Source organism: Frigidibacter sp., from assembly GCF_030695035.1.
Classification (GTDB): Bacteria; Pseudomonadota; Alphaproteobacteria; order Rhodobacterales; family Rhodobacteraceae; genus Frigidibacter.
In genome coordinates, this window is sequence record NZ_JAUYTT010000008.1 from 548,852 (window position 1) to 572,889 (window position 24,038).

The 24,038-nt window shown below is 69.1% G+C and carries 18 protein-coding genes and 2 tRNA genes; 7 read left to right on the top strand and 13 right to left on the bottom strand.

The annotated features are described in order from the left end of the window. Window positions 1-42 precede the first annotated feature (42 nt). The 3 genes from Q8S30_RS06790 to Q8S30_RS06800 are packed head-to-tail and all read left to right on the top strand — an operon-like array spanning window position 43 to window position 4,149. Window positions 43-1,485: an NAD(P)/FAD-dependent oxidoreductase gene (locus Q8S30_RS06790; protein ID WP_305665267.1), complete on the top strand. Its 1,443-nt coding sequence runs from the start codon at window positions 43-45 to the stop codon at window positions 1,483-1,485. Beyond that, complete coding sequence (locus Q8S30_RS06795; RefSeq protein ID WP_305665268.1) at window positions 1,475-2,725, top strand: NAD(P)/FAD-dependent oxidoreductase; 1,251 nt, start codon at window positions 1,475-1,477, stop codon at window positions 2,723-2,725. Before Q8S30_RS06790 ends, Q8S30_RS06795 begins: the two co-directional genes overlap by 11 nt. Then, window positions 2,722-4,149 (top strand): FGGY family carbohydrate kinase, encoded by a 1,428-nt coding sequence (locus Q8S30_RS06800; RefSeq protein ID WP_305665269.1) that lies wholly within the window; start codon window positions 2,722-2,724, stop codon window positions 4,147-4,149. Before Q8S30_RS06795 ends, Q8S30_RS06800 begins: the two co-directional genes overlap by 4 nt. Here the strand turns inward: Q8S30_RS06800 and Q8S30_RS06805 are convergent. The 8 genes from Q8S30_RS06805 to Q8S30_RS06840 form a co-directional block, all read right to left on the bottom strand. Further along, a complete protein-coding gene (locus Q8S30_RS06805; protein ID WP_305665270.1) occupies window positions 4,146-5,879 on the bottom strand; it encodes an iron ABC transporter permease in 1,734 nt (577 codons plus the stop codon). The two genes, Q8S30_RS06800 and Q8S30_RS06805, sit on opposite strands and share 4 nt — an antisense overlap. Beyond that, window positions 5,872-6,861: an ABC transporter substrate-binding protein gene (locus tag Q8S30_RS06810; RefSeq protein WP_305665271.1), complete on the bottom strand. Its 990-nt coding sequence runs from the start codon at window positions 6,859-6,861 to the stop codon at window positions 5,872-5,874. Before Q8S30_RS06810 ends, Q8S30_RS06805 begins: the two co-directional genes overlap by 8 nt. A 110-nt stretch (window positions 6,862-6,971) precedes the next feature. Then, on the bottom strand, window positions 6,972-7,571 hold the full coding sequence (locus Q8S30_RS06815; protein ID WP_305665272.1) for a histidine phosphatase family protein: 600 nt from the start codon (window positions 7,569-7,571) through the stop codon (window positions 6,972-6,974). Further along, complete coding sequence (locus Q8S30_RS06820; RefSeq protein WP_305665273.1) at window positions 7,568-8,662, bottom strand: MBL fold metallo-hydrolase; 1,095 nt, start codon at window positions 8,660-8,662, stop codon at window positions 7,568-7,570. The genes Q8S30_RS06815 and Q8S30_RS06820 overlap by 4 nt, the downstream gene beginning before the upstream one ends. Beyond that, window positions 8,662-9,759 (bottom strand): ABC transporter ATP-binding protein, encoded by a 1,098-nt coding sequence (locus Q8S30_RS06825; protein ID WP_305665274.1) that lies wholly within the window; start codon window positions 9,757-9,759, stop codon window positions 8,662-8,664. The genes Q8S30_RS06820 and Q8S30_RS06825 overlap by 1 nt, the downstream gene beginning before the upstream one ends. Before the next feature lie 191 nt (window positions 9,760-9,950). Further along, window positions 9,951-10,199, bottom strand: a complete 249-nt coding sequence (locus Q8S30_RS06830; RefSeq protein ID WP_305665275.1) for a hypothetical protein — start codon at window positions 10,197-10,199, stop codon at window positions 9,951-9,953. 292 nt (window positions 10,200-10,491) lie between these two features. Then, window positions 10,492-13,671, bottom strand: coding sequence for an efflux RND transporter permease subunit (locus Q8S30_RS06835; protein WP_305665276.1), 3,180 nt, complete (start codon window positions 13,669-13,671; stop codon window positions 10,492-10,494). Beyond that, window positions 13,668-14,777, bottom strand: coding sequence for an efflux RND transporter periplasmic adaptor subunit (locus Q8S30_RS06840; RefSeq protein ID WP_305665277.1), 1,110 nt, complete (start codon window positions 14,775-14,777; stop codon window positions 13,668-13,670). The genes Q8S30_RS06835 and Q8S30_RS06840 overlap by 4 nt, the downstream gene beginning before the upstream one ends. Before the next feature lie 404 nt (window positions 14,778-15,181). Between Q8S30_RS06840 and Q8S30_RS06845 the strand changes: the two genes are divergently transcribed. The 4 genes from Q8S30_RS06845 to Q8S30_RS06860 are packed head-to-tail and all read left to right on the top strand — an operon-like array spanning window position 15,182 to window position 19,141. Then, entirely contained in the window at window positions 15,182-15,829 is a 648-nt protein-coding gene (locus Q8S30_RS06845) for a paraquat-inducible protein A (protein WP_305665278.1), read from the top strand. Then, window positions 15,826-16,446 carry a paraquat-inducible protein A gene (locus Q8S30_RS06850; protein WP_305665279.1) on the top strand — a complete coding sequence of 207 codons (621 nt, stop codon included), beginning with the start codon at window positions 15,826-15,828 and terminating at the stop codon, window positions 16,444-16,446. The genes Q8S30_RS06845 and Q8S30_RS06850 overlap by 4 nt, the downstream gene beginning before the upstream one ends. 13 nt (window positions 16,447-16,459) lie before the next feature. Next, on the top strand, window positions 16,460-18,571 hold the full coding sequence (locus tag Q8S30_RS06855; RefSeq protein ID WP_305665280.1) for an intermembrane transport protein PqiB: 2,112 nt from the start codon (window positions 16,460-16,462) through the stop codon (window positions 18,569-18,571). Between the two features lie 3 nt (window positions 18,572-18,574). After that, window positions 18,575-19,141, top strand: coding sequence for a membrane integrity-associated transporter subunit PqiC (locus tag Q8S30_RS06860; RefSeq protein WP_305665281.1), 567 nt, complete (start codon window positions 18,575-18,577; stop codon window positions 19,139-19,141). 21 nt (window positions 19,142-19,162) lie between these two features. Here the strand turns inward: Q8S30_RS06860 and Q8S30_RS06865 are convergent. The 5 genes from Q8S30_RS06865 to lon all read right to left on the bottom strand — a co-directional run bounded on the left by Q8S30_RS06865 (window position 19,163) and on the right by lon (window position 23,975). Continuing rightward, a tRNA-Val gene (locus tag Q8S30_RS06865) sits at window positions 19,163-19,238 on the bottom strand. A gap of 67 nt (window positions 19,239-19,305) precedes the next feature. Beyond that, entirely contained in the window at window positions 19,306-20,070 is a 765-nt protein-coding gene (locus Q8S30_RS06870) for a Stf0 family sulfotransferase (protein ID WP_305665282.1), read from the bottom strand. A 457-nt stretch (window positions 20,071-20,527) separates the two neighbouring features. Then, a tRNA-Val gene (locus tag Q8S30_RS06875) sits at window positions 20,528-20,602 on the bottom strand. A gap of 19 nt (window positions 20,603-20,621) precedes the next feature. Beyond that, a complete protein-coding gene (locus tag Q8S30_RS06880) occupies window positions 20,622-21,092 on the bottom strand; it encodes an HU family DNA-binding protein (RefSeq protein WP_305665283.1) in 471 nt (156 codons plus the stop codon). A 474-nt stretch (window positions 21,093-21,566) separates the two neighbouring features. After that, complete coding sequence (gene lon / locus Q8S30_RS06885; protein ID WP_305665284.1) at window positions 21,567-23,975, bottom strand: endopeptidase La; 2,409 nt, start codon at window positions 23,973-23,975, stop codon at window positions 21,567-21,569. Between the last annotated feature and the right edge of the window lie 63 nt (window positions 23,976-24,038).

Here is a 24,038-nt window from a genome sequence, read left to right on the forward strand (position 1 = left end):
CGTCAGGGCAGGGCCCGCGCCTGCCACGAAAGGACGCGCCAGATGCCCCCGCGAGCCAGCCCACCTGCCAGCGCGCCAAACTCCACGCCAGACTCTACGCTGCCAGAGGGCCGCTTTGACGTTGCGGTGATCGGCGCCGGCATTGTCGGCTGCGCGCTGGCAAGGCGGTTGACGCTGGACGGCGCGCGGGTGGTGGTGCTGGAAAAGGCGGCCGAGGTGCTGGACGGCGCCTCCAAGGGCAATAGCGGCATCCTGCACACCGGGTTCGACGCACCCGAAGGTTCGCTGGAGCTGGACTGCATCAAGGCCGGCCATGCCGAATACCATGAGATCCGCGAGCGGCTGAACCTGCCGCTGATGCGTTCTGCCGCGCTGGTGCTGGCCTGGACCGACGCGGAAGCCGCCGCCCTGCCCGGCCTGATCGCCCAAGCGCAGGCGAATGGCGTGACCGATGTCCAGGCGCTGGACGCCGCCGAGGTGCTGGCACTGGAACCGGGCTTGGCGCCCTCGGTGCAGGCCGGATTCCGGGTACCGGGCGAGGCGATCATCGACCCGTGGTCCGCCGCCCATGCCTACCTGCTGCAGGCGCTGGAGAATGGCGCGGTGCTGCTGCGCGGCTGCGAGGTGACGGGCGGAAGCTATGACGGCGCGGGCTGGCGGCTGGAAACGCCCCGCGGAGCCGTGACCGCCGGCCTCGTGATCAACGCCGCCGGCAATTACGGTGACATCGTGGATCAGCGGCTGATCGGCCGCACCGATTTCACCCTGCGCCCGCGCAAGGGGCAGTTCGTGGTCTATGACAAGCCCGCCGCCGCCTTGGTCGGGCATATCCTGCTGCCCGTGCCGACGAAAACCACCAAGGGCGTCGTCGTCTGCCGCACGATCTGGGGCAACCTGCTGGTCGGCCCCACCGCCGAGGATCAGGACGAGCGCGCGACCGCCACGCTGGTGCCCGCGGCGCTGGCGGCGCTGAAGGCGCGGGGCGAGGCGATCCTGCCGGGGCTGGCCGCGCAGCAGGTCAGCGCCGTCTATGCCGGGTTGCGCCCCGCCACCCAGTTCAAGGACTACCAGATCCGCCGGCATGAGGGGCAGGCCTATATCACCGTGGGCGGCATCCGCTCTACCGGCCTCACCGCCGCGCTTGGGATTGCCCGCCATGTTGCGGGGCTGGCCGCGGGGGAAGCGCCCTGGCAGCCACCGGCGGACCCGCTCTGGCCGCAGATGCCGATGCTGGCCGAGGACGGGCTGCGCGACTGGCAATGCGCAGGCAATGGCGGCATTGTGTGCCATTGCGAAAAGGTCACCCGGCGCGAGGTCGAGGCGGCGTTGACCGGGCCGCTGGCCGCGCAGACGCTTGCGGGGCTGAAACGCCGCACAAGGGTGACGATGGGGCGCTGTCAGGGCTTCTACTGCACGGCCGAACTGGCCGAGGTGACCCGCGGGCGGCTGGCGCAACCGATGGTAGGACAAGACGATGGCGCATGAGCTACCGGCAGAATGCGACGTCGCCATCATCGGCGCCGGCCCCGCCGGGCTGGCGGCTGCTGCCGAACTGCGGGAGTGTGGCGCCGGCCGGGTGATCGTGCTGGACCGCGAGCCCGAGGCGGGCGGCATCCCCCGCCACTGCAACCATCCGCCCTACGGGCTGCGCGAGTTTCGCCGGCTGATGCGCGGCCCCGCCTATGCGGCGCGGCTGGTGCAGGCGGCCTGGGACTCGGGCGCGCTGATCTACACCGGCGCCACCGTTACCGCGCTGCACAGCGGCCCTCGGCTGACCGTGTCAACCGCCGCAGGGGTGCAGAATATCGTTGCAGGGCGGGTGTTGCTCGCCACCGGGGTGCGCGAGTCGAGCCGGGCAGAGCGGCTGATCGGCGGCACCAAACCCGGCGGCGTGCTGTCGACCGGGGCGCTGCAGGGGCTGGTGCATCTCAGAGGGATGCGGCCCTTTCAGCGCCCGCTGCTGCTGGGGAGCGAGCTGGTCGCCTTCTCGGCGCTGCTGACCTGCCGCAAGGCCGCAATCCGCCCGGTGGCAATGGTGGAGCCCTGTGTGCGCACCGTCGCGCGCTGGCCTGCCGCGCTGCTGCCACGGATGCTGGGGATTCCGCTGCACCTGAACACCGATCTGGTGGCGATCCATGGCGAGGACCGCGTGCGCGAGGTTGTCTTGCGGGGCCCCGACGGGAAAGATCGCAGCCTGCAGGCCGACGGCGTCATCGTCTCGGGCCGCTTCGTGCCGGAAGCAACGCTGCTGCGCATGGGGCATCTGGAGGTGGATCCGCGCAGTGGCGGGCCGGTGGTGGACCAGTTCGGCCGCTGCTCTGACCCGGCCTATTTCGCCGCCGGCAACCTGCTGCGCCCGGTCGAGACGGCGGGCTGGAGCTGGGAAGAGGGGTGCCGCGCGGGGCGTGCTATCACCGCCAGCCTGCGCGGTGCCCTGCCCCCACCCGGCGGCGGGCTGCAGGTGCTGGCCGAAGGCGCCGCGCTGAAATATGTTCTGCCGCAGCGGCTTGTGCCGCGCGGCTGCGGCGCCGGGGCGGCCGACATACTGCAGCTGCGGGTAACGCGCCCCGTCGCGGGCCGGCTGGTCGTGACGCGCGCGGGGGCCGAGATCTGGTCGGGCCAGATCCGCGCCCTGCCCGAACGCCGGCTGACCGTGCCGATTGCCGCGCTGCCAGTGGGCGAGACCGGCACGCTGACCCTGCGCCTCGAGGAACGGGCACCGTGATCCTCGCGCTCGATCAGGGCACTACCAGCACCCGGGCGCTGATCGTGGATGCAGGCGGGCGCGCCCGGACCCTGCTGTCGCGCCCGCATCGGCAGATCTACCCGCGCCCCGGCTGGGTAGAGCATGACCCCGAAGAGCTGATCGCGAACCTTGCCGCCTGCATCGCTGCGGCGGGGGCGGAAGCGCCTCTGGCCGCGGGCCTCGCCAATCAGGGCGAAAGCTGCCTCGCCTGGGAGGCGGGCACTGGCCGGCCGATCAGCCCGGTGATCGTCTGGCAGGACGCGCGCACCGAAGACATCTGCGCCCGGCTGCGGGCCGAAGGGGCCGAGGTGCTGACGCTGGCGGTGGCGGGGCTGCCACTGGACCCCTACTTTTCCGCCTCCAAACTGGGATGGTTGCTGCGCGAGCTGCCCGAGGCGCGGGCGCTGGCCGCAGCGGGGCGGCTGCGGCTGGGAACCACCGATGCGTTCTTCCTGGAACGGCTGACCGGGCGGTTTGTCACCGACATCACCACCGCCTCGCGCACCTCGCTGATGAACCTCGAACGGGGGGAGTGGGATGCGGACCTTTGCGCCCTGTTCGGCGTGCCGGTGGAGTGCCTGCCGCAGATCGTGCCAAGCCTGGGCGTTTTCGGCACCCTTCCGGGCGGCCTGACGCTGAACGCGAGCCTCGTCGATCAGCAGGCGGCGCTCTACGGCCACGGTTGCCGCGCGCCGGGGGATGCCAAGATCACCTTCGGCACCGGCGCCTTTGCGCTGGCGGTGACAGGCGCGCTGCTGCGGCCGGGTGTGGGGGGCCCGCTGCCCACGGTCGCATGGCAAAAAGTCGGCGCGGCGCCGGTTCATGCGCTGGAAGGCGGCGTCTATTGCGCCTCCTCTGCGGTAAACTGGGCGCGGGGGTTGGGCCTGTTTTCTGAATTTCGGGAAATTGCGGACTTCGCCGCGCCGCCCGCCCTCGACCGCGGGCTGGCTTTCGTTCCGGCGCTCAGCGGCCTTGCCTGCCCGCACTGGAACCGGGCCGCGCGAGGGGCCTGGCTGGGGCTGGGGCTGGATACATCGCCCGCCGACATGATGCAGGCGCTGCTGGAGGGCGTCGCTCTGCGCAGCGCCGAGGTGATCGCGGCGATGGACCGGGTGCAGCCGGTGGGATCGCCAGTGTCCATCGACGGTGGGATGAGCGCGAATGACTATTTCTGCCAGTTCCTCGCCGATGTACTGACCCGCGAGGTGATCGCGTCGGATGAACCGGAGCTGACCGCCGTTGGCATCGCTGCCCTCGCCGCAGAAGGGGCAGGCGTGCCGATCACCGCGCGCCGCTCAGGCCGCACGGCCAGCCCGCGCGCAGATGCAGCCGCCCTGCTCCCCGCCCGCCGCGCCCGCTTCGCCGCCGCTCGCGCGGCGGTCGAGGGCTACGCCGCCAGCTAACTCCGCCAGGGCAGCGTGCCCGGCGGCAGCCACCCCGCCAGCCGGTCCAGCGCCAGCGCCAGCAGCAGCACGAAGCCGACAGAGGCCGCCGACAGCGCGGCTGCCCCGGTGGAATTGCCCTCGTATTGCAGCGAGAACACCATCACGCCCACCGTCTCTACCCCGCTCGACCACAGCAGCGCCGAGAGCGTCAGCTCGTTGAACGCGGTCAGGAACACCAGCACCGCCCCCGCCACCAGCGAGGGCGCGGCCATCGGTGCGGTGATGCGGGCGATGCGGGTCAGAAGCCCGGCGCCGACAATCCGCGCCGCCTCGTCCAGCGCCGGTTCCGTGCCCGCCATCGCCACCGTTGCGGGGCCAAGCACCAGCGGAAGGAAACGCGCAAGATAGGCGAGCAGCAAGATGGTGGAAGTGCCGTAGATCGAGACGCCCACACCCGGCAGCGGCGGCAGGAACACCAGGATATAGGCCAGCGCCAGCACCGTGCCCGGCACCACGAAGGGCGCATCCGTCAGCCAGAGCAACCGCCGCGCGAGCATATGCCGCCGCTGCGCCGCCATGTAGCCGATGCCAAGGGCAACCGCCGCCGAAATCACCGCCGCCGCCAGCGACAGCCAAGCCGAATTGGCAAAGGCGCGGCGGATCGTGGCGTTGCTCAGCAGCGTGTCAGTGAAGTTGCCAAAGGTCAGGGTCTCCAGCGTCAGCGGCACACCAAGCGCGGGCGACAGCGCCGTCCCCAGCAGCGCCAACATCGGCAGCACCGCCATCACGATCAGAGCCGCCCAAAGCCCCGCCTCCACCGGCAGCCGCCAGCGCCCCAGTTCCAGCGGCTGCAAGGGCCGCCCGCCCCGGTCCACCGGCACCGCGCGGCGCACCATCAGCGCGCGCAAGCCAAGCGCCGCCCCGGCCAGCGCCACCAGCAGCAGCGCCAGCACCGCCACCTGCCCGATCACCGCCGGGCCAAAACCGTTCAGCCGCTGATAGATCAGCGTCGTCAGCATCGAGAACCGCCCCGGGATCCCCAGCAGCGCCGGCACCCCGAAATTGCCAACCGCCGCCGCAAAGGCCAGGATCGCGCCCGAGGCGGCGGCAGGCGCGACCAGCGGCAGCACCACGCGGGCCAGGATGCGCCCGCGCCCGGCGCCTGCGATGCGCGCCGCCTCGACCAGATCCTCGGGCAGCGCCGCCAGCGCGGCGCGCACGGCGAGGAAGACCAGCGGCATATGCTCGATCCCCATCAGCGCGATGATGCCGCCGGCCGAATACATCGGGTTGGTCTGGCCCGGCGCAGGCGCAAGGCCAAGCGGGCCGAGGATCGGCGAGGACGACCCCATCAGCTCGATCCAGGCCAGCGCCATGATCTGCGAGGGGATCAGCAGCGGCGCGAGGATCAGGAAGGTCATCGCCACCCGGCCCCGCAGCCGCAGCATCCCCATCGCCAAAGCCAGCGCCACGCCAAGCACCGCCGAGACCACGACCGACCCGGCCGAGGCATAGACGGTATTGCCAAGCGCCCGGTGGGTGGCGCGGGAGGAAAGGCCGTCGCGGATCAGCCCGAAGCTCTCCCCGGCGTCATTCGCCCCGAACGCCTCGGCGAACAGCCGCAGCAGCGGCCAGAGCCCCAGCACCAGCACGTAAAGCGCCAGCAGGGCGACGAGCAGATGCTCGCCGCCCCGGCCACTTAGCATGAACCGGGCACTGCGCTCGGCCGGTAGCCCCGTGTCAGCCACCGAAGAGGTCCGCGAAGGCCTGCTTGGTTGCCTGATCGTCGGTCAGCATCACGCCGGCGTCGGCCGGCAGGATCTTCAGCGTGTCGACGGCGGGGTAGCCTTCGGGCTGCGCCACACCGGCGAGGATCGGGAAATAGCCCTGCGCCACCGACTGCTCCTGCGCGGCCTTCGACAGCTGCCAGTCGACGAAGACCTTCGCCGCGTCCGGGTTGTCGCTGTCCTTCAGGATCGCGACCGGCTGGGTGATCGAGGACACGCCCTCGGCCGGGAACACGAACTCCACCGGCGAGCCCTTGGCCTTGGCGTTCATCGCCATGTATTCGATGATGATGCCATAGGCTTTCTCGCCGCGCGCCACAGCCTCGATCACGGTGCCGTTGCCTTGACCGGCCACCGCGCCATTGTCGGCCAGCGTCTGGTAGTAGTCCCAGCCGAATTCCGGCTGCTGCACCATCGTGCCGACATGGATGACGGCCGCGCCGGAATAAAGCGGGCTCGGCATGATCAGCGAGGCGGCGGTTTCGGGTGCGGTCAGGTCGGCCCAGGAGGTCGGGGCCGCGTCCACCATCGTCGTGTTGTAGACGATGCCGGTGGTGATCAGCTTGGTGCCGAAAAAGGTCATGTCCGGGTCGATCAGCGCGGCGGGGACGCCTTCCACCGGCGCATCCGTGTAGGCCAGCAGCCGGTCATCGTTCTTCAGCTGGGTCATCGCCACGGCATCGGCGATCAGCATCACGTCGGCGGGGGTCGATCCGGCGGTGAACTCCGCCTGAAGCTTGCTCATCAGCTCGGTGGTGCCGGTGCGGAACACCTCGACGGTGATCTCGGGGTGGTCCTTGTTGAAGGCCTCGACCACCAGCGCCATCTGGTCATTGGGTTGCGAGGTATAGACGGTGATGGTGCCGGTGGCCTGCGCGAAAGCGGGGCCGGTCAGCGCGGTGCCAGCCAGAAGCGCGAGGGCGAGAGAGGTGCGGAGGGTCATATCTTAGCCTTTTCATCAAGGATGTCTGGCCGCTTGGTAGCCCCCTCGCTTGACAGTCGCGTGACAGTCGGCGGGGAAAGAAACATTCGGGAGTCACATTTGCGACGGCATCACCGCGGGCGATAGGTCGCCAGCAGCGGATCGGCCAGTTCCGCCGCACCCAGAACCCGCAAGGACCAGTCGGGGGCCTCGCCCTCCTCCTGCTCGCGCTGCCACAGAACCGGCACGGCATTGGCGAAGCGCGGCAATTCCACGCCGGGACACAGCAGCGCGCCAAGAACCCGCGCGGTGCCGGAATGGCCGACGATCAGCACCGGGAAGGGCGGGGTCACGGTCGCCAGCGCGGCGGTGACGCGGCTTTGGAACGCGCCCGGCCCCTCGCCGCCCGGCGGCACCATGTCGCGGACCAGCGCGCCATAGGGCTGTTCTTCCCATATGCCCCAGTTGCGTTCGGCCAGCCCCGGCAGCAGCCGCACCGGCAGCCCGTGCCGCGCCGCGACCGCCTCGGCGGTCACCCGCGCGCGGATCTGCGGCGAGGACCAGATGGCCGCGATCTGAACCCCCGCCAGCAGGTCTGCCGCGGCCTCGGCCTGCGCGAGCCCTTCGGCGTTCAGCGGCACATCGGTGGAGCCGGCGATGATGCCCGCGCGGTTATGCGCCGTCTCGCCATGGCGCAGGAACAGGAAGGATTGGTCGAACAGCGGGATCACCAGCGCAGCTCCCGCGCTTGGACCAGCGGCAGATCGGGCAACGCGGCGGCCAGATCGGCGGCGCCGTTGAGTTCGGCGAAGGCCGCCATTGCAAGGCGGGGCTGCACCGAGGCGGCCAAGGACGCGATGCCGCTGAGACGCGGATGCACGTTCCAGCGGTGGAAACTCGCCCCGCCCGAGGCCACCAGCTCCGCGGCGGGCTTGCCGGTTGCCAGATGGCCGGTGAAGACGATTTCCGCCTCGCCCGATTTCGCGAACCGCGCGATCAGCGCCGCCGCCAGCCCGGCATCGCCATTGGGCTTGGCCGCGATCATCACGCCCTGCGCCGGGCTGTCCGCCGCCAGCGCCGCGGTGCCCGCCAGCATCCCCGCCAGCGCCTCGGCGCCGCCCGGCACCAGCGCGCCGGGATGGTCCAGCAGCACGCTTGCCACCTGCCGATGCGCGGGGCAGAGCGCCACCGGCAGCCCCTTGGCGGCGAAGGCCATCGCCATCTCCAGCCCGCGCCCACCCGCCGGGGCCGGGAGCAACAGCGGGCGGGTGGCGGCGAGGGCCATGAGGTCCGCGACCTGATCGACGAGTGGCTGATCGCCAGCGCCATAGGAGGCGTCGAAGACCAGCGCCGCGGCGGGGGGTGGCGGCTCGCAGGGGTAAAGCGTGCTCTCGGCGCTCATGTCGCCGGTATAGAGCAGCCCGCCCGCGCCGCCGATCCGCATCCAGACCGCGCCGGGGGCATGGCCGGACGGCCCCGTCTGCACCGTCAGCCCGGCCACCTGCACAGCGCCGCGGATCGGCAAGTCCTGCGCATGGGCAAGCCGCGGGTCATCGGTCAGCGCCCGCACCGGCGCGGTAGCGTAGACGGGGGGATCGCCAAGGCCGGGCGCCAGATCCAGCGCGCCGATATGGTCGGGATGGCCGTGGCTGATCAGCATCGCATCCACCGGGCCCACGCCCGAGAGGTCGGGACGCATTCCAGCATCGGGACCCTCGCCCAGATCAAGCAGCAGCCGCGCCCCCGCCGTCTCCAGCAGGAAACAGGCCGGGCCCTTGACGCCAAAGCCGGAGATCGCGCGCAGATGAAAACCCGGCGCCATCACGCCACCTCAAAGGCCGGTTGCAGCGCCATCGGCGCCAGTGCCTCCCGCGGCAGAACCCAGCCGCCCGACAGGCCGAGCGTGACCTCGGTGCCGGGTGCCACCGGGGCCGCGCTGCGCACCTCGATCAGGTCCGCGCCCGCGCCCTCCAGATCCACCGACAGCATGTAATCCCCGCCCTCGAAGCGCAGATCAGCGACGCGGCCCGCAAGCCGCGGCTGGCCCTGCACCACATCCAGCGTCAGGTCGCGGGCGCGCAGGCAGAGCCAGCCCGGTCCGGCGGGCGCGGCGCCCGGCAGCACCAGATCGCGGCCCATCAGCCGCACCCGCAGCCCGGCACCCTCCGCCCCCAGCACCTCCACCGGCACGGTGCGCCCCTGCCCCACGAAGCGCGCCACCATCGCCGAGGCGGGGCGGGCGAACAGCTCCTGCGGCGGGGCGATCTGCTGCATCCGGCCCTTGTCCATCACCGCGACCAGATCGGCCAGCGCCATTGCCTCATTCTGGTCATGGGTGACGAAGACGAAGGTGGTGCGCGCCTGGCGGTGGATGCGGCGGAACTCGGCCAGCATCGCCTGGCGCAGATGGGCGTCGAGGTTGGCCAAGGGCTCATCGAGCAGGATCAGCGCGGGCCGCATTGCCAGGCTGCGCGCCAGTGCCACCCGCTGCCGCTGCCCACCCGACAGTTCATGCGGGCGGCGGTCTGCATGACCCTCCAGCCCGACCAGGGCCAGCGCCTCATGGGTCCGCGCCCGCTGTTCGGCCTTGCTCAGCCCGCGCAGGCCGAGGCCGAAGGCGATGTTGCCGGCAACGGTCATGTGCGGCCACAGCGCGTAGGACTGGAACACCATCCCCAGATCGCGCTGCGCCGGTTCAACGAATCTCCCCGCGCCCGCGACGACCCGCCCGCCAAGCGCGATGGTCCCGGCATCCGGCCGCTCCAGCCCCGCGATCAGCCGCAGCACCGTAGTCTTGCCACAGCCCGAGGGGCCGACCAGCGCAAAGAACGCCCCCGAGGGCACGGTGAAGCTGACGCCATCCACGGCGGTGGTGGCGGCGAAACGTCGGGTCACGGTGTGGAATGCAATCTCGGCCATAGGCTCCGGTCCTTGGGCCCCCGCGGTAGCGCGCCCGGATGACGGCTTCATGACAGGGGTGCCGCCGCGTCGCAGGTCCTAACGGCAATAGCCACATCACATAGCGAAATGACCGGCCAGAGGCCGGTCATTTGCTGAATGCATCTCTCGCGCCAATCCTGACCCTGCGCCCCAGGAGGCGCAAGTCAGACTCAGTTGGTCGAGGTGGTCGCGGTGGTCGAGCTCGTGCCGTCCTGGCTGTTGGCCGCAATCGCGGTCGTGGCAAGCATGACGCCGCCAACGATCAGCAGGTTGGTGGCCGGGAGGGTCACACCAGCGATAGTGGCCGGAAGGCCCGTCGCAGGCGCCACGGTGGGCGCCGGCGGCGCATCTTGAGCAATGGCCGGAACGATGGCAGCTGCCGAAATGATGAGGGCGGAAGCGAGAATCTTGATGGTCATGGGATAAACTCCTACTGCGGGGTGGTTCATGGATAGCACATTCTGCTGTGCAGCACAGCCGCAAATCTATCCTTGAAGCGAACAAATTAAGGGCGGCCCGCGGGAACACGCCTATCGAGGCGGCGATATACGCGCCTAAGGCCGAACTGACCGGGCGCGCCGCCTTGCCTCCGCGGCGCGGGTCGCGGGTGGCAGCCTCTCGCGAGTCGCGCCATCCGCGATCTCTCGCGCCGAGACTGAAGGCAGGTAGGGGCCCGGATGAAGGAGGACGCCCCGGTTCAGCGCCGTCCCCTTACTCCGCCGGCATCCGCCCCACCCGGGCCGCCTCTGCCAGCTCCTGATGCAGCCGCACCTCCTCGGCCGCCTTGGGTTTGGACAGGCCCGCCAGCAGCAGGTAAGCCACCGGCGTCAGGTAGAGCGTGGCGACAGTGGCCAGCCCCAGCCCGCCGACGATGATCCAGCCCAGAACCTCGCGCGCCTCGGCTCCCGCGCCGAAGGCGAAGACCAGCGGCAGGCCGCCAAGCACCGTCGCCACCATCGTCATCATCACCGGGCGCAGGCGCACGGTGGAGGCCTCTTCAATGGCCTCGCGGACGGATCGCCCCTCATCCCTGAGCTGGTTGGCGAATTCGACGATCAGGATGCCGTTCTTGGCCATGATCCCCACTAACAGGACCAGGCCGATCTGGCTGTAGACGTTGAGGCTGCCCCCCGTCACCGCCATCGCCACCACCGCGCAGGCAAGACCAAGCGGCACCGTCGCCATCACGATGAAGGCCGACACGAAGCTTTCGAACTGCGCCGCCAGCACCAGCAGCACGATCAGCAGCGCCATGCCGAAGGTGATCAGCAAGCCACCCGAGGTTTCCCCCAGCGTCGCCGCCTCGGCCAGCGGGATCAGCCGCGCATTGTCGGGCAGCACCTCGGCCGCGAGGGTCTGCACCTGCGCCCAGGCATCGCCAAGCGCCAGATCATCCGTCAGCCCCGCCGAGATCGGGACCGACCGCATCTGCCCCTCGCGCCCGAGTTCCGGCGCCACAGCGCGTTCCTCCAGCGTCACGAAGGTAGATATCGGGATCATCTGCCCGCCCGCCGCGCTGCCGGTGCCGGACTTCACGAAGATCCGCTCCAGATCGCCGGGGTCGTTCACCGGGTTGGTGGTGGAGACCATCTTCACGTCATAGCTTTTGTCATCGAGGAACACGGTCGCCACGGTGCGCCCGTCCAGCACCGCCTGCAGCGCCTCGCCCAGACCGTCGATATCCACCCCAAGATCCGACGCACGGGCGCGGTCCACCTCGATGAACAGTTGTGGCTGCGTGGTGTCATAGTCGATGCGGACCTGCCCGAAGGCCGGGGTCTCCTCCATCCGCGCCACCAGTGCATTGGCGGCATCCGCCAGTTGCTCATAACTGTCGCCGACCACCGCGAAGGACAGGCCCTGCCCCGCGCCGCGGATCCCCAGCGAGTTCGACTGGATGGCGAAGACCCGCACGCCGACGACCACCTTCAGGCGCTGGTTGATCTCGGCCACGATCTCCTGCTGGCTGCGGTCACGCTCCGCCCAGTCGGCCAGGCTCAGCACCATGAAGCCGCGATTGTCGCGCCCGCCCTGCCCGACATTGGCAAAAACGCTGACCACCTCACCCGAGGCGCGCAGCGGTTCCAGCAGATCCTCGATCTGCCGGACCTTGGCGTCGGTATAGTCCAGCGCCACGCCCTGCGGCGCGGTGATGCTGAGGAGGGCCAGCGCCCGGTCTTCGGGCGGGGTCAGTTCCTGCCGCAGGGTGGTGAACAGCATGGCGGCGGTGAGTGCGAACAGCGCGGCGATGGCCAGCACCACCATCGGCGCGCCAAGTGCCCATCGCAGCGAGCGGGCATAGAGCCTCGACAGCTTCGCCCCGACCCAGCCAAGCACGCCCTTTGGCGCGGTGCCCTCGGCCGGTTGCGCCTTCAGGAGGCGGCTGGCGAGCACCGGGCAAAGAGTCAGCGCGGTGACGGAGGACAGCAGCACCGCGATGGCGAGGGTAAAGCCGAACTCGCGGAACAGGCCCCCGGTCTGGCCGGGCAGGAAGGACAGCGGGATGAACACCGCTGCCAGCGTGGTTGTGGTGGCGATCACCGCGAAGAACACCTGCTGCGTGCCCAGAACCGCCGCCGCCCTCGCGCCCATGCCTTGGCTGCGGCGGCGCACGATGTTTTCCAGCACCACAATGGCATCATCCACCACCATCCCCGTCGCCAGTACCAGCGCCAGCAGCGTCAGGATGTTGATGGAGAAGCCCACCAGCCACAGCGCCGCCAGTGTGCCGATCAAGGACACCGGCATGGCGATGACCGGGATCAGCGTCGCGCGCACATCGCGCAGGAAGATGTAGATGATCGCCGTCACGATCAGCACCGACAGGCCAAGCGCGATCTCGACCTCATGGATCGCGCCGTTGATGAAGGTGGCGGTGTCCGAGGTGATGAAGATATCCACATCGGGCGGCAGGATCGCCTTCACATCCTCCACCACCTGCGTCACAGCCGCCGAGATATCCAGCGTATTGCTCTGCGCCTGCCGCAAGATGCCAAGGCCGATGCCGGTCTGGCCATTGGCGCGCAGCATGGTGTCGCCCGGATCGGGGCCAAGCGTCACCTGCGCGACCTCGCCCAGCCGGACATCCGGGGTCAGGTCCAGCGCCTCGAACTCCGCCCCGGTGCTGACAGCGGCCGTCGCCCGCACCAGCAGGCTCTGCCGCTGCGAGCTGAGCGAACCGGCCGGCGCGTCGAAGGCGACATTCGCCAGCGTCTCGCGCACATCGGCCAGCGTCAGGCCGCGGCTGGCCAGCTGCGCCATGTCGATATCGACGCGGAAGACCTGATCCCGGTCACCATAGATCTGCAGGTCGGCCACGCCGGGGGCCGACAGCACCCGGTCCTCGACCAGATCCTCGACCAGCTGCGTCAACTCCTGCGGCGAGCGGGTGGCCGAGGTGACGGCGATGCGCATCACCGCCTCGGCATTGGCATCGGCCTTGACCACGCGTGGGTCGTCGGCATCGTCGGGCAGGCTGTTGCGGATGCGGGCCACGGCGTCGCGCAGATCGGTCGCGGCCACGTCCAGATCGACATCGTCGCGGAACTCCACCGTCACCCGGCTGGACCCGAAGCGCGAGGAGGAGGAGATGGATTTCACCCCCGCCACCCGCCCCGCGGCGCCTTCGACGGCGGCAGTGATCTCACGGTCGATGGTTTCGGGGGCGGCGCCGTCGAAGTCGGTGTTGACGCTGACCACCGGGCGGTCGACGTCCGGCAACTCGCGCACCTCGGCGCCCATCAGCGCGCCGAGGCCGGCGAGCACGATCAGCGCGTTCAGCACGAAGGCCAGGATCGGGCGGCGCACCAGCAGCGCGGTGCCGGAGCGGGCAACCGCCGCCGCCTCCAGCGCCTCATCGGCATCCTTGCGGGTGGCCTCATCAGCGCTCATGTCTCGGGCTCCTGTGCCAGCGTGACGGCGGCGCCGGGGCGCAGCACCTGCACGCCCTCGGTCACCACCAGATCGCCGGGTTCCAGCGCCGCCTCGATCAGCACCGCCTCGGCATTGCGCTGCAAGATGCGGATGTCGAGCCGCAGGGCCTTGCCCTCCCGCACCGCCCAGACGAAGGCGCCATCCGCGCCCCATTGGATCGCCAGCGGGTCCACCGCCGGATGCGCGTCGCCGGTGAAGGCCAGCTCGATCCCGATCGCCATGCCGGCCCGCAGCCGGTCATCCGTGTTCTCGATGGCCGCCTGCACCCGCAGACTGCGGCTGGTCTGGTCCACCCGGTTGTCGAGCGCGGTGATGCGCCCCTCCAGCCGCGCGCCGGGATCGGCCAGCGGCGCGGCAAAGACCGCGTCGCCGGGGGCAAGCCGGCTGACCACCCGTTCCGGCACCCGGAATTCGACCAGCAGGCTGGAGCGGTCCTCGATGCGGGTGATCTCGGTGCCCGAGGGGATCAGATCGCCGATCTCGGCCTCGATGATCCCGACCCAGCCCGCGATGGGCGCGGTCAGCGTGTGGCGCTGCAGGTCGAACTCCGCCTGCCGCAGTTCCAGCTCGGCGCTGCGCAGGGCAAGCTCCGCCTCCTGCACCTGCAGCTCGGTGCCGGACCCGCTTTGCCGCAGCGTGGTCAGCCGCGCGAAATCGGTCCGCGCATCGCTGAGCAGCAGCTGCGCGCGGTCGAGCGCGATGCGCGCCGCCTCGCTGTCCAGTTCCGCCAGCACGGCGCCCTGCTCGACATAGTCGCCCGAAGCGACGTTGAGCGCCGCCAGCCGCCCCGGCACCTCGGCCGCCAGCACGGCCGCGCGCACGCCGCGCGCCGTGCCGATGGCCATCACCACATCCTCGATCTCGCGCAGCTCCGGCTCCACCGCCACCACGGTCGTCGCGGGGGCGGCACGGGGGGCGTCAGCCTCGGCCTCGGGGTCCGGCGCCGCGATCAGGCCGATCCGCTGCATTGGCTCCAGCACCCCCAGCCCGGTCAGCAAGGGCCGCGCCGCCGGCACGAACAGCGCCCACAGCACGAAGGCCGCTGCGACAACGGCGCCTGTCATCAGGGCCTGTTTCCAAAGGGGCATCGTCGTCTCCGGTCTGGCTGGTCCCGTCTTGATACGCGGGAGGGCGGGAATTCTGTCGGCGGCAGATGTCGGGCGGGAGTAGGCGGAAATTCGGGTTCTCGTGCAAGTCACGATGAAGCAGGTCCTGCTGCAAGTGCAGCCCTGTGCGCCCGCGGCAACCAAAATCAAGGTCAACACTGCGTGAGTCGCCGCCGCAACAGGCACAGCGCCAGCAAAGGCAGGCAAGTGCCGTCACGGCGAGGGTTTGCATCGGCACTGGACCCTGCGCGGATTGGCTCTAAGTTGAGATGGCGCAACAGGTTTCAGTCAGGGGTGGCCGCGTGTCGGCAAGCGTACATCAGCAAGACAGTCCACCAGCATCCGGGCCCGCCCCGGCGGCGTTGGAACGGTTGCGCGCCTGCCCGCATTGCGATGCGCTCTACCAGATCGCGCCGGTCGCCCCACGCGAGCGCGCCATCTGCACCCGCTGCGGCGCCGTGCTGATCGCCCCCCGCGCCCGCGCCTTCAGCCGGATCATTGCGCTGGCCGTCACCGCGCTGATCCTGATGGCGGCCGCGATCTTCATGCCGTTCCTTGACCTCTCTGCCTCGGGCATGCACAGCCGCGCCTCGGTGCTGGACGCGGTGCTGGCTTTCTCGGATGGGATGATGCTGCCGCTGTCGGTGGCGGTAGGGGCGCTGATCGTGGTGATCCCCGCGCTGCGCCTGTCGCTGATCGTCTACACGCTCGCCCCGATGATGCGCGGCGGCCCCGCCCTGCCCCGCGCCGGACAGGCCTTCCGGCTCGCCGATGCGCTCAAACCCTGGTCGATGGCCGAGATCTTTTTGATCGGGGTCGCGGTTGCGCTCGTCAAGGTCGCCGGCATTGCCACCGTCACCCCCGGCCCGGCCTTCTGGGCCTTTTGCGGGCTGGTGGTAGTCACCGTGCTGCATGACGACGTGATGGACGCCGAATCGGTCTGGCAGGCCATCGAGCGGCGCGAGAGCGCGCGGCGCACGGCCGCCGATGCCGCGGCAAGCCGCGCATGACCGCCCCCCAGATCCTTGGTGCCCCCACCCCAACCGCCCGCTCTGCCGGGCTGATCGGCTGCACCCGCTGCGGCCGGGTCTTTGCGCCGGGAACGGAGCTCTGCACCCGCTGCGGCGCGCCGCTGTCCAGCCGCGACCCGCGGGCGCTGCAACGGGTCTGGGCCTGGTGGTTCGCGGGGCTCGTCGTCTACTTCCCCGCCAATATCTACCCCATGCTCATCACCCGCACCCTCACCTATTCCGGCGAGGGCACGATCCTTGGCGGCGTGGTAGAGCTGCTTGGCCACGGCGACTACTTCGTGGCCTTCGTCATCTTCTTCGCCAGCATCCTGATCCCGGTCGGCAAGTTCCTGGCCATCGCCTTCCTCGCCCTCTCGATCCGCAACCACCGATTCCTTGATGAACACGCGCAACACCGGCTGCATGCGGTGGTGGAGTTCATCGGGCGCTGGTCGATGATCGATGTGTTCGTGGTGGCGATCCTCGCCTCGCTGGTCCGCTTCGACGCGGTGGCAACCATCAATCCCGGGATTGCGGCCATCAGTTTCGCGCTGTCGGTTGCCTTCACCATGCTCTCCGCGCAAAGCTTTGACCCCAGGCAGATCTGGGACGAATGAGGCGATATCCAAAGTGACCGACCCCGAGACCCCATCGCCCCAAAGCGACGTCCCGCAGATGCAGGTGACCCCGGCGCGCAAGCGCTGGTGGCACCAGCTGTCGCCCGTGTGGCTGGTGCCGATCGTGGCGCTGGCGGCGGCGCTTGGCGTCGCGTGGCAAAGCTATGCCGGGCGCGGCGAGCTGATCACCATCAGCTTCCAGAACGCATCCGGCATCGAGGCCGGGCAGACTCCGCTGAAATTCCGCGATGTGACCATCGGCGTGGTCGAGCAGGTGAATTTCGGCGCGGGCCTGTCCGAGGTGCTGGTGAACGTCCGCGTCTCCAAGGACGTGGCGCCCTTCATCGACGGCAGCGCCGAGTTCTGGGTGGTGCGCCCCGAGGTCAGCGTGCGCGGCGTCACCGGCCTTGATACCGTGCTGTCGGGCGCCTTCATCGCCGGGCGGTGGGATTCCGAGTCCAGCGGCGCACGTAACAGCTTCACCGGGCTGGAGGTGCCCCCCATGCTGGGCGGGCTGGACCAGACCGGCATGGCCATCGTGCTGAAGCTACGCGATGGCAACCAGATCTCGGCCGGCGCGCCGATCCTTTACCGCGGCATCGAGGTGGGCGCGGTCGGCGCGCCGCGGCTGGCGGACGATGGCGACGGGGTCCTGATCGACGCCTTCATCCAGGCGCCCTATACTGAACGCCTCACTTCCGCCTCGCGGTTCTGGGACGCCTCGGGCTTTGACGTGTCAATTGGCCCCTCGGGGGTTGAGCTGGACGTGAAGAGCCTCGCCTCCCTCATTGAGGGCGGCATCAGTTTCGACACAGTGGTCTCGGGCGGCGATCCGGTGAATGCGGGCGACACGTTCGAGGTTTATCCCGACGAGAACACCGCCCGCGACAGCGTCTTCACCTCGGCCAATGATGCCACGCTGCCGGTCTCGGTGGTGTTCGACGGGTCGGTGTCCGGCCTGACGGTGGGCGCCGAGGTGCGGTTCCGCGGGCTGAAGGTGGGCCAGGTCACCGACCTTGGCGCCTATGTCGAGGGCGAGGGCGCGGCCCGCCGGGTCCGCCTGCGCGCCAATCTGGAGCTGCAGATCGGCAAGCTTGGCCTTGGCGAGGATGCCACCCCCGAACAGGCCATCGAGCTTCTGGGAACCTTCGTGCAGAACAACGGCCTGCGCGCCCGGCTGACCACGGCCAGCATCCTGACCGGCGGGTTGCTGGTCGATCTGGTAGAGCTTCCGGATGTCGCCCCCGCCACGATCCGCATGGACGCGGCGCCCTATCCCGAATTGCCCACCTCCGAAGCCGCGCTGTCGGATTTCGCCGCCACCTCGCAGGGCGTGTTCGAGCGGATCAACGCGCTGCCGGTCGAGGAACTGATGCAATCCGCCATCGACGCGCTGGACAGTTTCCGCATGCTGGCCGCCGATCCGGCCACCCGCCGCGTGCCAGAGGCCGCCGTGGGCCTGCTGGACGACACCCGCGCGCTGGTCACCTCGGAAGACGTGGCCGCGATCCCGGCCGAGGTGCGGGCCATCACCACCAGCGCCCGCGAGATCCTGAACAAGATCGAGGAAGGCCAGGCGGTCGAGAACCTGATCGCCGCCATCGGCCGCGCCGACCGGGCGCTGACCAGCCTTGAGACCGCCTCGGCCGACTTCCCCGCCATCACCGCCGAGGTGCGCTCCATCGCCGAAAAGGTCGACGGTCTGGCGATGGAGGAGCTTCTGGCCTCAGCCGACCAACTGATTAACAGCGCCGATGCGCTGATCGGCACCGAAGAGGCGCGCGCCCTGCCCGCCGCCTTCACCGGCGCGCTGGAAGAGGCGACGGTGTTCCTCGCGCAGATCCGCGCCGGCGGCGCCATCGAGCGCGCCAACAGCGCGATCAGCGCCGCCGAAGCGGCCGCCAATTCGATCAACGAGGCCGCCTCCTCGCTGCCCGACCTGTCGGAACGGATGTCAGGGCTGGTGGTCAGCGCAGACGGGGTGATTGCCGGCTATGGCGAGCGCTCGCGCTTCAACTCGGAACTGATGTCGGTGCTGCGCGATATCCAATCGGCAGCCGACGCCGTCACCGCGCTGGCGCGGACGATCGAACGCAATCCGAATTCCTTGATCCTGGGACGCTGACACATGATGGCCAAACCGCTGACGCTGCTGACCCTCGGCCTGACGCTGGCGCTTGCCGCTTGCGGCAATGCCCCGCGCTACCTGATCGACTCGCCGGCCCCGCAGTTGCGGCTGACCACCGCCGCGCGCACCATCATGCTGCGCGACGTGTCGCTGCCGGAATATGCCGCGGCGTCGGAGATCGCCCTGCAAGGCGAGGATGGCGCGGTCAAGAACGCCCGCCGCGCGCTCTGGGCCGACCTGCCCGAGCGCAGCCTGACGCTGGCGCTGGCCCGGCAGCTTGACGCTGCGCTGTCCGCCACCGTGGCGGCAGAGCCCTGGCCGCTGGCCGGCCTGCCCGATGCGGAAATCGAGGTGCGGGTGCAGCAAAGCCTTGCCGGAGCCGACAACATCTTCCGTCTGGAAGGGCAGTATTACGTGCGCGCCGAAGAGGTTTCCGCCGGCCCCTCCTCGGCCCCCTTCGCCATCGCAGTGCCGATGGCCGGCACCGACCCGCAGGACATCGCCGCCGCGCAGTCGGCCGCGATTGCCGAACTGGCGACGATTATCGCGCGGGGAGTGGGTCGCTGAAACGCGGGTAGCTTGGGGGACTGGTGGGTGATGAGAGACTCGAACTCCCGACATCCTCGGTGTAAACGAGGCGCTCTACCAACTGAGCTAATCACCCTTGCGCCGTAAGGCTTGCCCTCTCTAACGGGGCCGGCCGCGGCGGGCAAGAGGGAGTGGGCTTCTCTCTAGCGCGCCTCCGCCCGGAATCGCGCCATCCAGTCCAGGCTGACCGCATCCGCCAGCTTCGCCACGCCGGGGGTCAGGCTGCCCGGCGAGGGCGTTTGGACCCCAAGCGCATCGCAGATCTGCGCGACGCTCCGGGCCGGATCTGCCGACAGATCCTCATACCGGACCGTCAGCGGGATTATCCCCTGCTGCGCGAACCACGCCAGCCACGCCGTATCCTGCGCCTCAAGCCCGGCCAGCTTCGCGGCAATCCGTCCGAAATCGTATTCCGGCTCCCGCGGCGACGACAGCCGCTCCAGTTCGGCCCCGTCCGGCCCAACATGCCAAAGGCCGCTCTGTTCTGCCTTCACCATCGACACCGCCTGCGCCAGCTTGTCCCCGCGCGCGAGGTGGATGTAGAGCACGCGCCCGAAGGCGGCCTGAAGCCGGTCCCTGTCTGACGGCAGGCCCGGATGCACCTTGTCGATCATCGCCGACAGGTCACCGAGGGTCTCGCGCATCAGCCGCAGGCCGAACATGCCGGTCCGCCCCCTGCCCGCCGCGACGGCGGCCGTCAGATAGGCGGCGGCATGGGCCTCCTCGCTGAGCCCCTCGCGCGCGGGCAGCCCCCACCGCCCGGCCCAGACAGGATCGACCTCCGCCATGAAGAAGGAATCCGGATCGCCCGCCACCCCGGTTCCGGCAAGCAGGTTGCACAGCAAGGTGCTTCCGCTACGCGGCGTGGCGCAGAGGATGTAGCTGTCGAAATGGGCGCGTGTCGGCATCCGTCGGTCCTGCGAATTGGCGTTGGGCGACGATAGCTTCGGGAGGGGGCTGAGGCCAAGTCCGGCATGCGAGATATGGGGGACACGCGGCCAAAGAGTGCCGAATTCTGCAGCCCTTGGCGGAGCGAAGCAACGGGGCACTATGCGAGAAGGTGCCGCCCGGCATCCCGCCTGCATCGATTTGGCAAGGCCATCGCCTTCGCCACGCGCTGCGCTCTCACTTGTCACCGGACGGGCCTCAAAGGCCCCGCCAGCGCCCGCCTCGCCCTCGTTCCTCGCTGCCAATGGCTCCGGGTGATAGGTCGCGCACAGGGCGGTCCGAAGTCTGCAAGGCTCTTCAAGACCACGCAACGTAGACACCCGATCTCAGTCACAGCGACGAGGGCAACCCAACCACCCCAAACGCCAACAGGCCCACCCCATCGGGCAGGCCTGCATCATGCGTATCAGGGAATAATGGTGGGTGATAAGGGATTTGAACCCCTGACATCTTCGATGTGAACGAAGCGCTCTACCACTGAGCTAATCACCCGGTGGCGGGGGTAATAGCGTCACTCCGCCGGGTCTGCAAGTCCCTCTGTCGCGGTTTCTTCACCCTCGGCGCCGGGTTTCTTGGCGCCGGCGCGGCGCAGGCGGACGGTCATGGTCGAGCCGCCCGAGGGGGTATCTTTCTCGCGGGTCTTGTGGGCATTGCCGAAGGGCGGCAGCACCAGCTGCTCACCGGCCGCCAGCGCCTCGCCAAGCACCTGCAGGGTGGCTTCCACGATGTCCTTGGCGATCTTCTTCTTGGCGCCCGAGGCGGCAACCACGCGCTCAACCAGCTCCTTCTTGCGCAGGGTTTTGGTCGCACCGACTTCAGCACCAGCCTCTGCGGCTCCGGTCTCCAGCTCGGCCGGAACCGGCTCGGACGTGGTCATCTCAGCCTTGGCGCTGGCCGCGGCCGAAGCGCGGGCGCCTGCGGGCTTGGCGGTCGTCTTGGCTGCGGTGACTTTGGGGGCAGCTTTGGTCGGCGTCTTAGTCATCTGGGCATCCGCCTGTGAATGAGGGTGGTTTTGACGTTTAGCGTAGCGCAAATCCTTTCCCCGCGCCAGAAAATCCCTTCGGTTTGGAATTTTTCGCCTATGGGGCGAGTTTGCGGCTTGGCAGCAGCCTGCCGGACGAAACACGCTATCGCCTGGTTCGGGCGGGAACAGGCGAGGCACTGCCTCGCCCCGCCCGTGCGCGACCGTTCACCCGGAGCCGACGGCAACACGAGACCGGGTGAGGCCAGCGCCCGACCTGGCGGGCGAGAAGCGCCCGCCAGAGGCGGGGCGGGCGCTGGCCGGGCCCTTTGGGGGCCCGTCCGGTGTGGGTTGAGATGTCCGGACATGGCGAAGGCGATGGCCTTCGCCAAGGCATGAGACCGGGCCGCAGAAACCTGTCCTCCTCCCCCACGCAAAAGGCGCGCCCCGAGGGACGCGCCTTCCTTATTCACAGGCGCCGCGAAGCCCCCCGGATCAATGCGCGATCTGCGCCGGGTCCGAGGGCCGCGCGGCGGCGCGGGCGGCTGCGGCCGCCTCTTCGGCCACCTCGTCCCACTCCACCGGCTCGGGTTGGCGCACCAGCGCCTTGGCCAGAACTTCCCGCACATGGCTGACCGGGATGATCTCCAGCCCCGCCTTCACGTTGTCCGGGATCTCGGGCAGATCCTTGGCGTTCTCGATCGGGATGAACACCGTCTTGATGCCCCCCCGCAGCGCCGCCAGCAGCTTCTCCTTCAGCCCGCCGATGGGCAGCGCATTGCCCCGCAGCGTGACCTCGCCGGTCATGGCGATGTCCTTGCGCACCGGGATCTGCGTCAGCACCGACACGATGGAGGTCACCATCGCAAGGCCGGCGCTCGGCCCGTCCTTGGGGGTTGCCCCTTCGGGAACGTGGACGTGGATGTCGATCGTGTCGAACTTCGGCGGCTTGACCCCGATCTGCGGCGCGATGGAGCGCACGTAGCTGGAGGCAGCCTCGATAGACTCCTTCATCACATCGCCGAGTTTCCCCGTCGTCTTCATCCGGCCCTTGCCCGGCAGCTTCAGCGCCTCGATCTGCAACAGCTCGCCGCCGACGCTGGTCCAAGCGAGGCCCGTCACGACGCCGATCTGGTCATCCTTCTCGGCCAGGCCATGGCGGAAGCGCTTGACGCCCAGATAGCTCTCCACCTGCTCCGGTCCCATCTCGACCGTGGTGATCTTGCCCTTCAGGATGTCGGTCACCGCCTTGCGGGCCAGCTTGGCAATCTCCCGCTCCAGATTCCGCACCCCGGCCTCGCGGGTATAGCTGCGGATGACCTCGGTCAGGCCCTCATCGGTGATCGAGAACTCGCCCTTCTTCAGGCCGTGGTTCTTGACCTGCTTGGACACCAGATGCTGCTTGGCGATCTCGCGCTTCTCGTCCTCGGTATAGCCGGCCAGGCTGATGATCTCCATCCGGTCCAGCAGCGGGCCCGGCATGTTGTAGCTGTTGGCCGTGGTCAGGAACATCACGTTCGACAGGTCATATTCCACCTCGAGATAGTGGTCCATGAAGGTCGCGTTCTGTTCGGGGTCCAGCACCTCGAGCATCGCGCTGGCCGGGTCGCCGCGGAAGTCCTGGCCCATCTTGTCGATCTCGTCGAGCAGGATCAGCGGGTTGGTGGTCTTGGCCTTCTTCAGTGCCTGGATGATCTTGCCGGGCATGGAGCCGATATAGGTGCGACGGTGGCCGCGGATCTCGGACTCGTCGCGCACGCCGCCAAGGCTGATGCGGATGAACTCACGCCCCGTGGCCTTCGCCACAGACCGTCCCAGCGAGGTCTTGCCCACGCCCGGAGGACCGACGAGGCACAGGATCGGCCCCTTCAGCTTCGCGCTCCGCGCCTGCACCGCCAGATATTCGACGATGCGCTCCTTGACCTTTTCCAGCCCGTAATGGTCGGCATCGAGAACCTTCTCGGCCGCCACCAGGTCTTTCTTGACCTTGGACTTCACGCCCCATGGCAGGCTCAGCAGCCAGTCGAGATAGTTGCGCACCACCGTCGCCTCGGCCGACATCGGCGACATCGACTTCAGCTTCTTCAGCTCGCCCTGCGCCTTGTCGCGCGCCTCTTTCGAGAATTTGGTGGCCGCGATCCGTTCTTCGAGCTCGTTCAGCTCGTTCTGCGACTCGTCGCCATCCCCCAGTTCGCGCTGGATCGCCTTCATCTGCTCGTTGAGGTAATATTCGCGCTGCGTGCGTTCCATCTGCGATTTCACGCGGGTCTTGATCTTCTTCTCGACCTGCAGCACCGACATCTCGCCCTGCATCAGGCCATAGACCTTCTCCAGCCGCTCGGCCACGTCGAGCGTCTCCAGCAGGTCCTGCTTCTGCGACACGTCGATGCCCAGATGGCCCGAGGCAACGTCTGCCAGCTTGGCCGGCTCGCGGCTTTCGGCCACGGCCGCCATCGCCTCTTCGGGGATGTTCTTCTTGATCTTGGCGTAGCGCTCGAATTCCTGCGCGACCGACCGCACCAGCGCCGTCACGCTATCCGCGTCGCCGGGGGTCTCGGTCAGCCGCTCGGCGGTCGCCTCGAAGAAGTTCTCATTCTCGACAAAGCCGGTGATCTTCACCCGGCCGCGGCCCTCGACCAGAACCTTCACGGTACCATCGGGCAGTTTCAGCAGCTGCAGCACCGAGGCCAGAACGCCGGTCCGGTAGATGCCGTCTGCAGTGGGGTCATCGACCGAGGGGTCCATCTGGCTGGACAACAGGATCTGCTTGTCGTCAGCCATCACCTCCTCCAGCGCGCGGACCGATTTCTCGCGGCCCACGAACAGCGGGACGATCATATGGGGGAACACCACGATGTCGCGGAGCGGCAGCACGGGGTAGCTGGAGGCAAGGGGTTCGTTCATGCTCTATCCTCTTCTCGGCAGGAGGGCGCTGGCCCCAGTATTGGCAGCGCTTGGCCCTCCCCG

Bases quoted from the DNA above. Each gene is read 5' to 3' on its own strand.
- Q8S30_RS06790 (WP_305665267.1), top strand. From the start codon at position 43: ATGCCCCCGCGAGCCAGCCCACCTGCCAGCGCGCCAAACTCCACGCCA.
- Q8S30_RS06795 (WP_305665268.1), top strand. From the start codon at position 1,475: ATGGCGCATGAGCTACCGGCAGAATGCGACGTCGCCATCATCGGCGCC.
- Q8S30_RS06810 (WP_305665271.1), bottom strand. From the start codon at position 6,861: ATGACCCTCCGCACCTCTCTCGCCCTCGCGCTTCTGGCTGGCACCGCG.
- Q8S30_RS06820 (WP_305665273.1), bottom strand. From the start codon at position 8,662: ATGGCGCCGGGTTTTCATCTGCGCGCGATCTCCGGCTTTGGCGTCAAG.
- Q8S30_RS06825 (WP_305665274.1), bottom strand. From the start codon at position 9,759: ATGGCCGAGATTGCATTCCACACCGTGACCCGACGTTTCGCCGCCACC.
- Q8S30_RS06830 (WP_305665275.1), bottom strand. From the start codon at position 10,199: ATGACCATCAAGATTCTCGCTTCCGCCCTCATCATTTCGGCAGCTGCC.
- Q8S30_RS06835 (WP_305665276.1), bottom strand. From the start codon at position 13,671: ATGAGCGCTGATGAGGCCACCCGCAAGGATGCCGATGAGGCGCTGGAG.
- Q8S30_RS06840 (WP_305665277.1), bottom strand. From the start codon at position 14,777: ATGACAGGCGCCGTTGTCGCAGCGGCCTTCGTGCTGTGGGCGCTGTTC.
- Q8S30_RS06850 (WP_305665279.1), top strand. From the start codon at position 15,826: ATGACCGCCCCCCAGATCCTTGGTGCCCCCACCCCAACCGCCCGCTCT.
- Q8S30_RS06860 (WP_305665281.1), top strand. From the start codon at position 18,575: ATGATGGCCAAACCGCTGACGCTGCTGACCCTCGGCCTGACGCTGGCG.
- Q8S30_RS06870 (WP_305665282.1), bottom strand. From the start codon at position 20,070: ATGCCGACACGCGCCCATTTCGACAGCTACATCCTCTGCGCCACGCCG.
- Q8S30_RS06880 (WP_305665283.1), bottom strand. From the start codon at position 21,092: ATGACTAAGACGCCGACCAAAGCTGCCCCCAAAGTCACCGCAGCCAAG.
- lon (WP_305665284.1), bottom strand. From the start codon at position 23,975: ATGAACGAACCCCTTGCCTCCAGCTACCCCGTGCTGCCGCTCCGCGAC.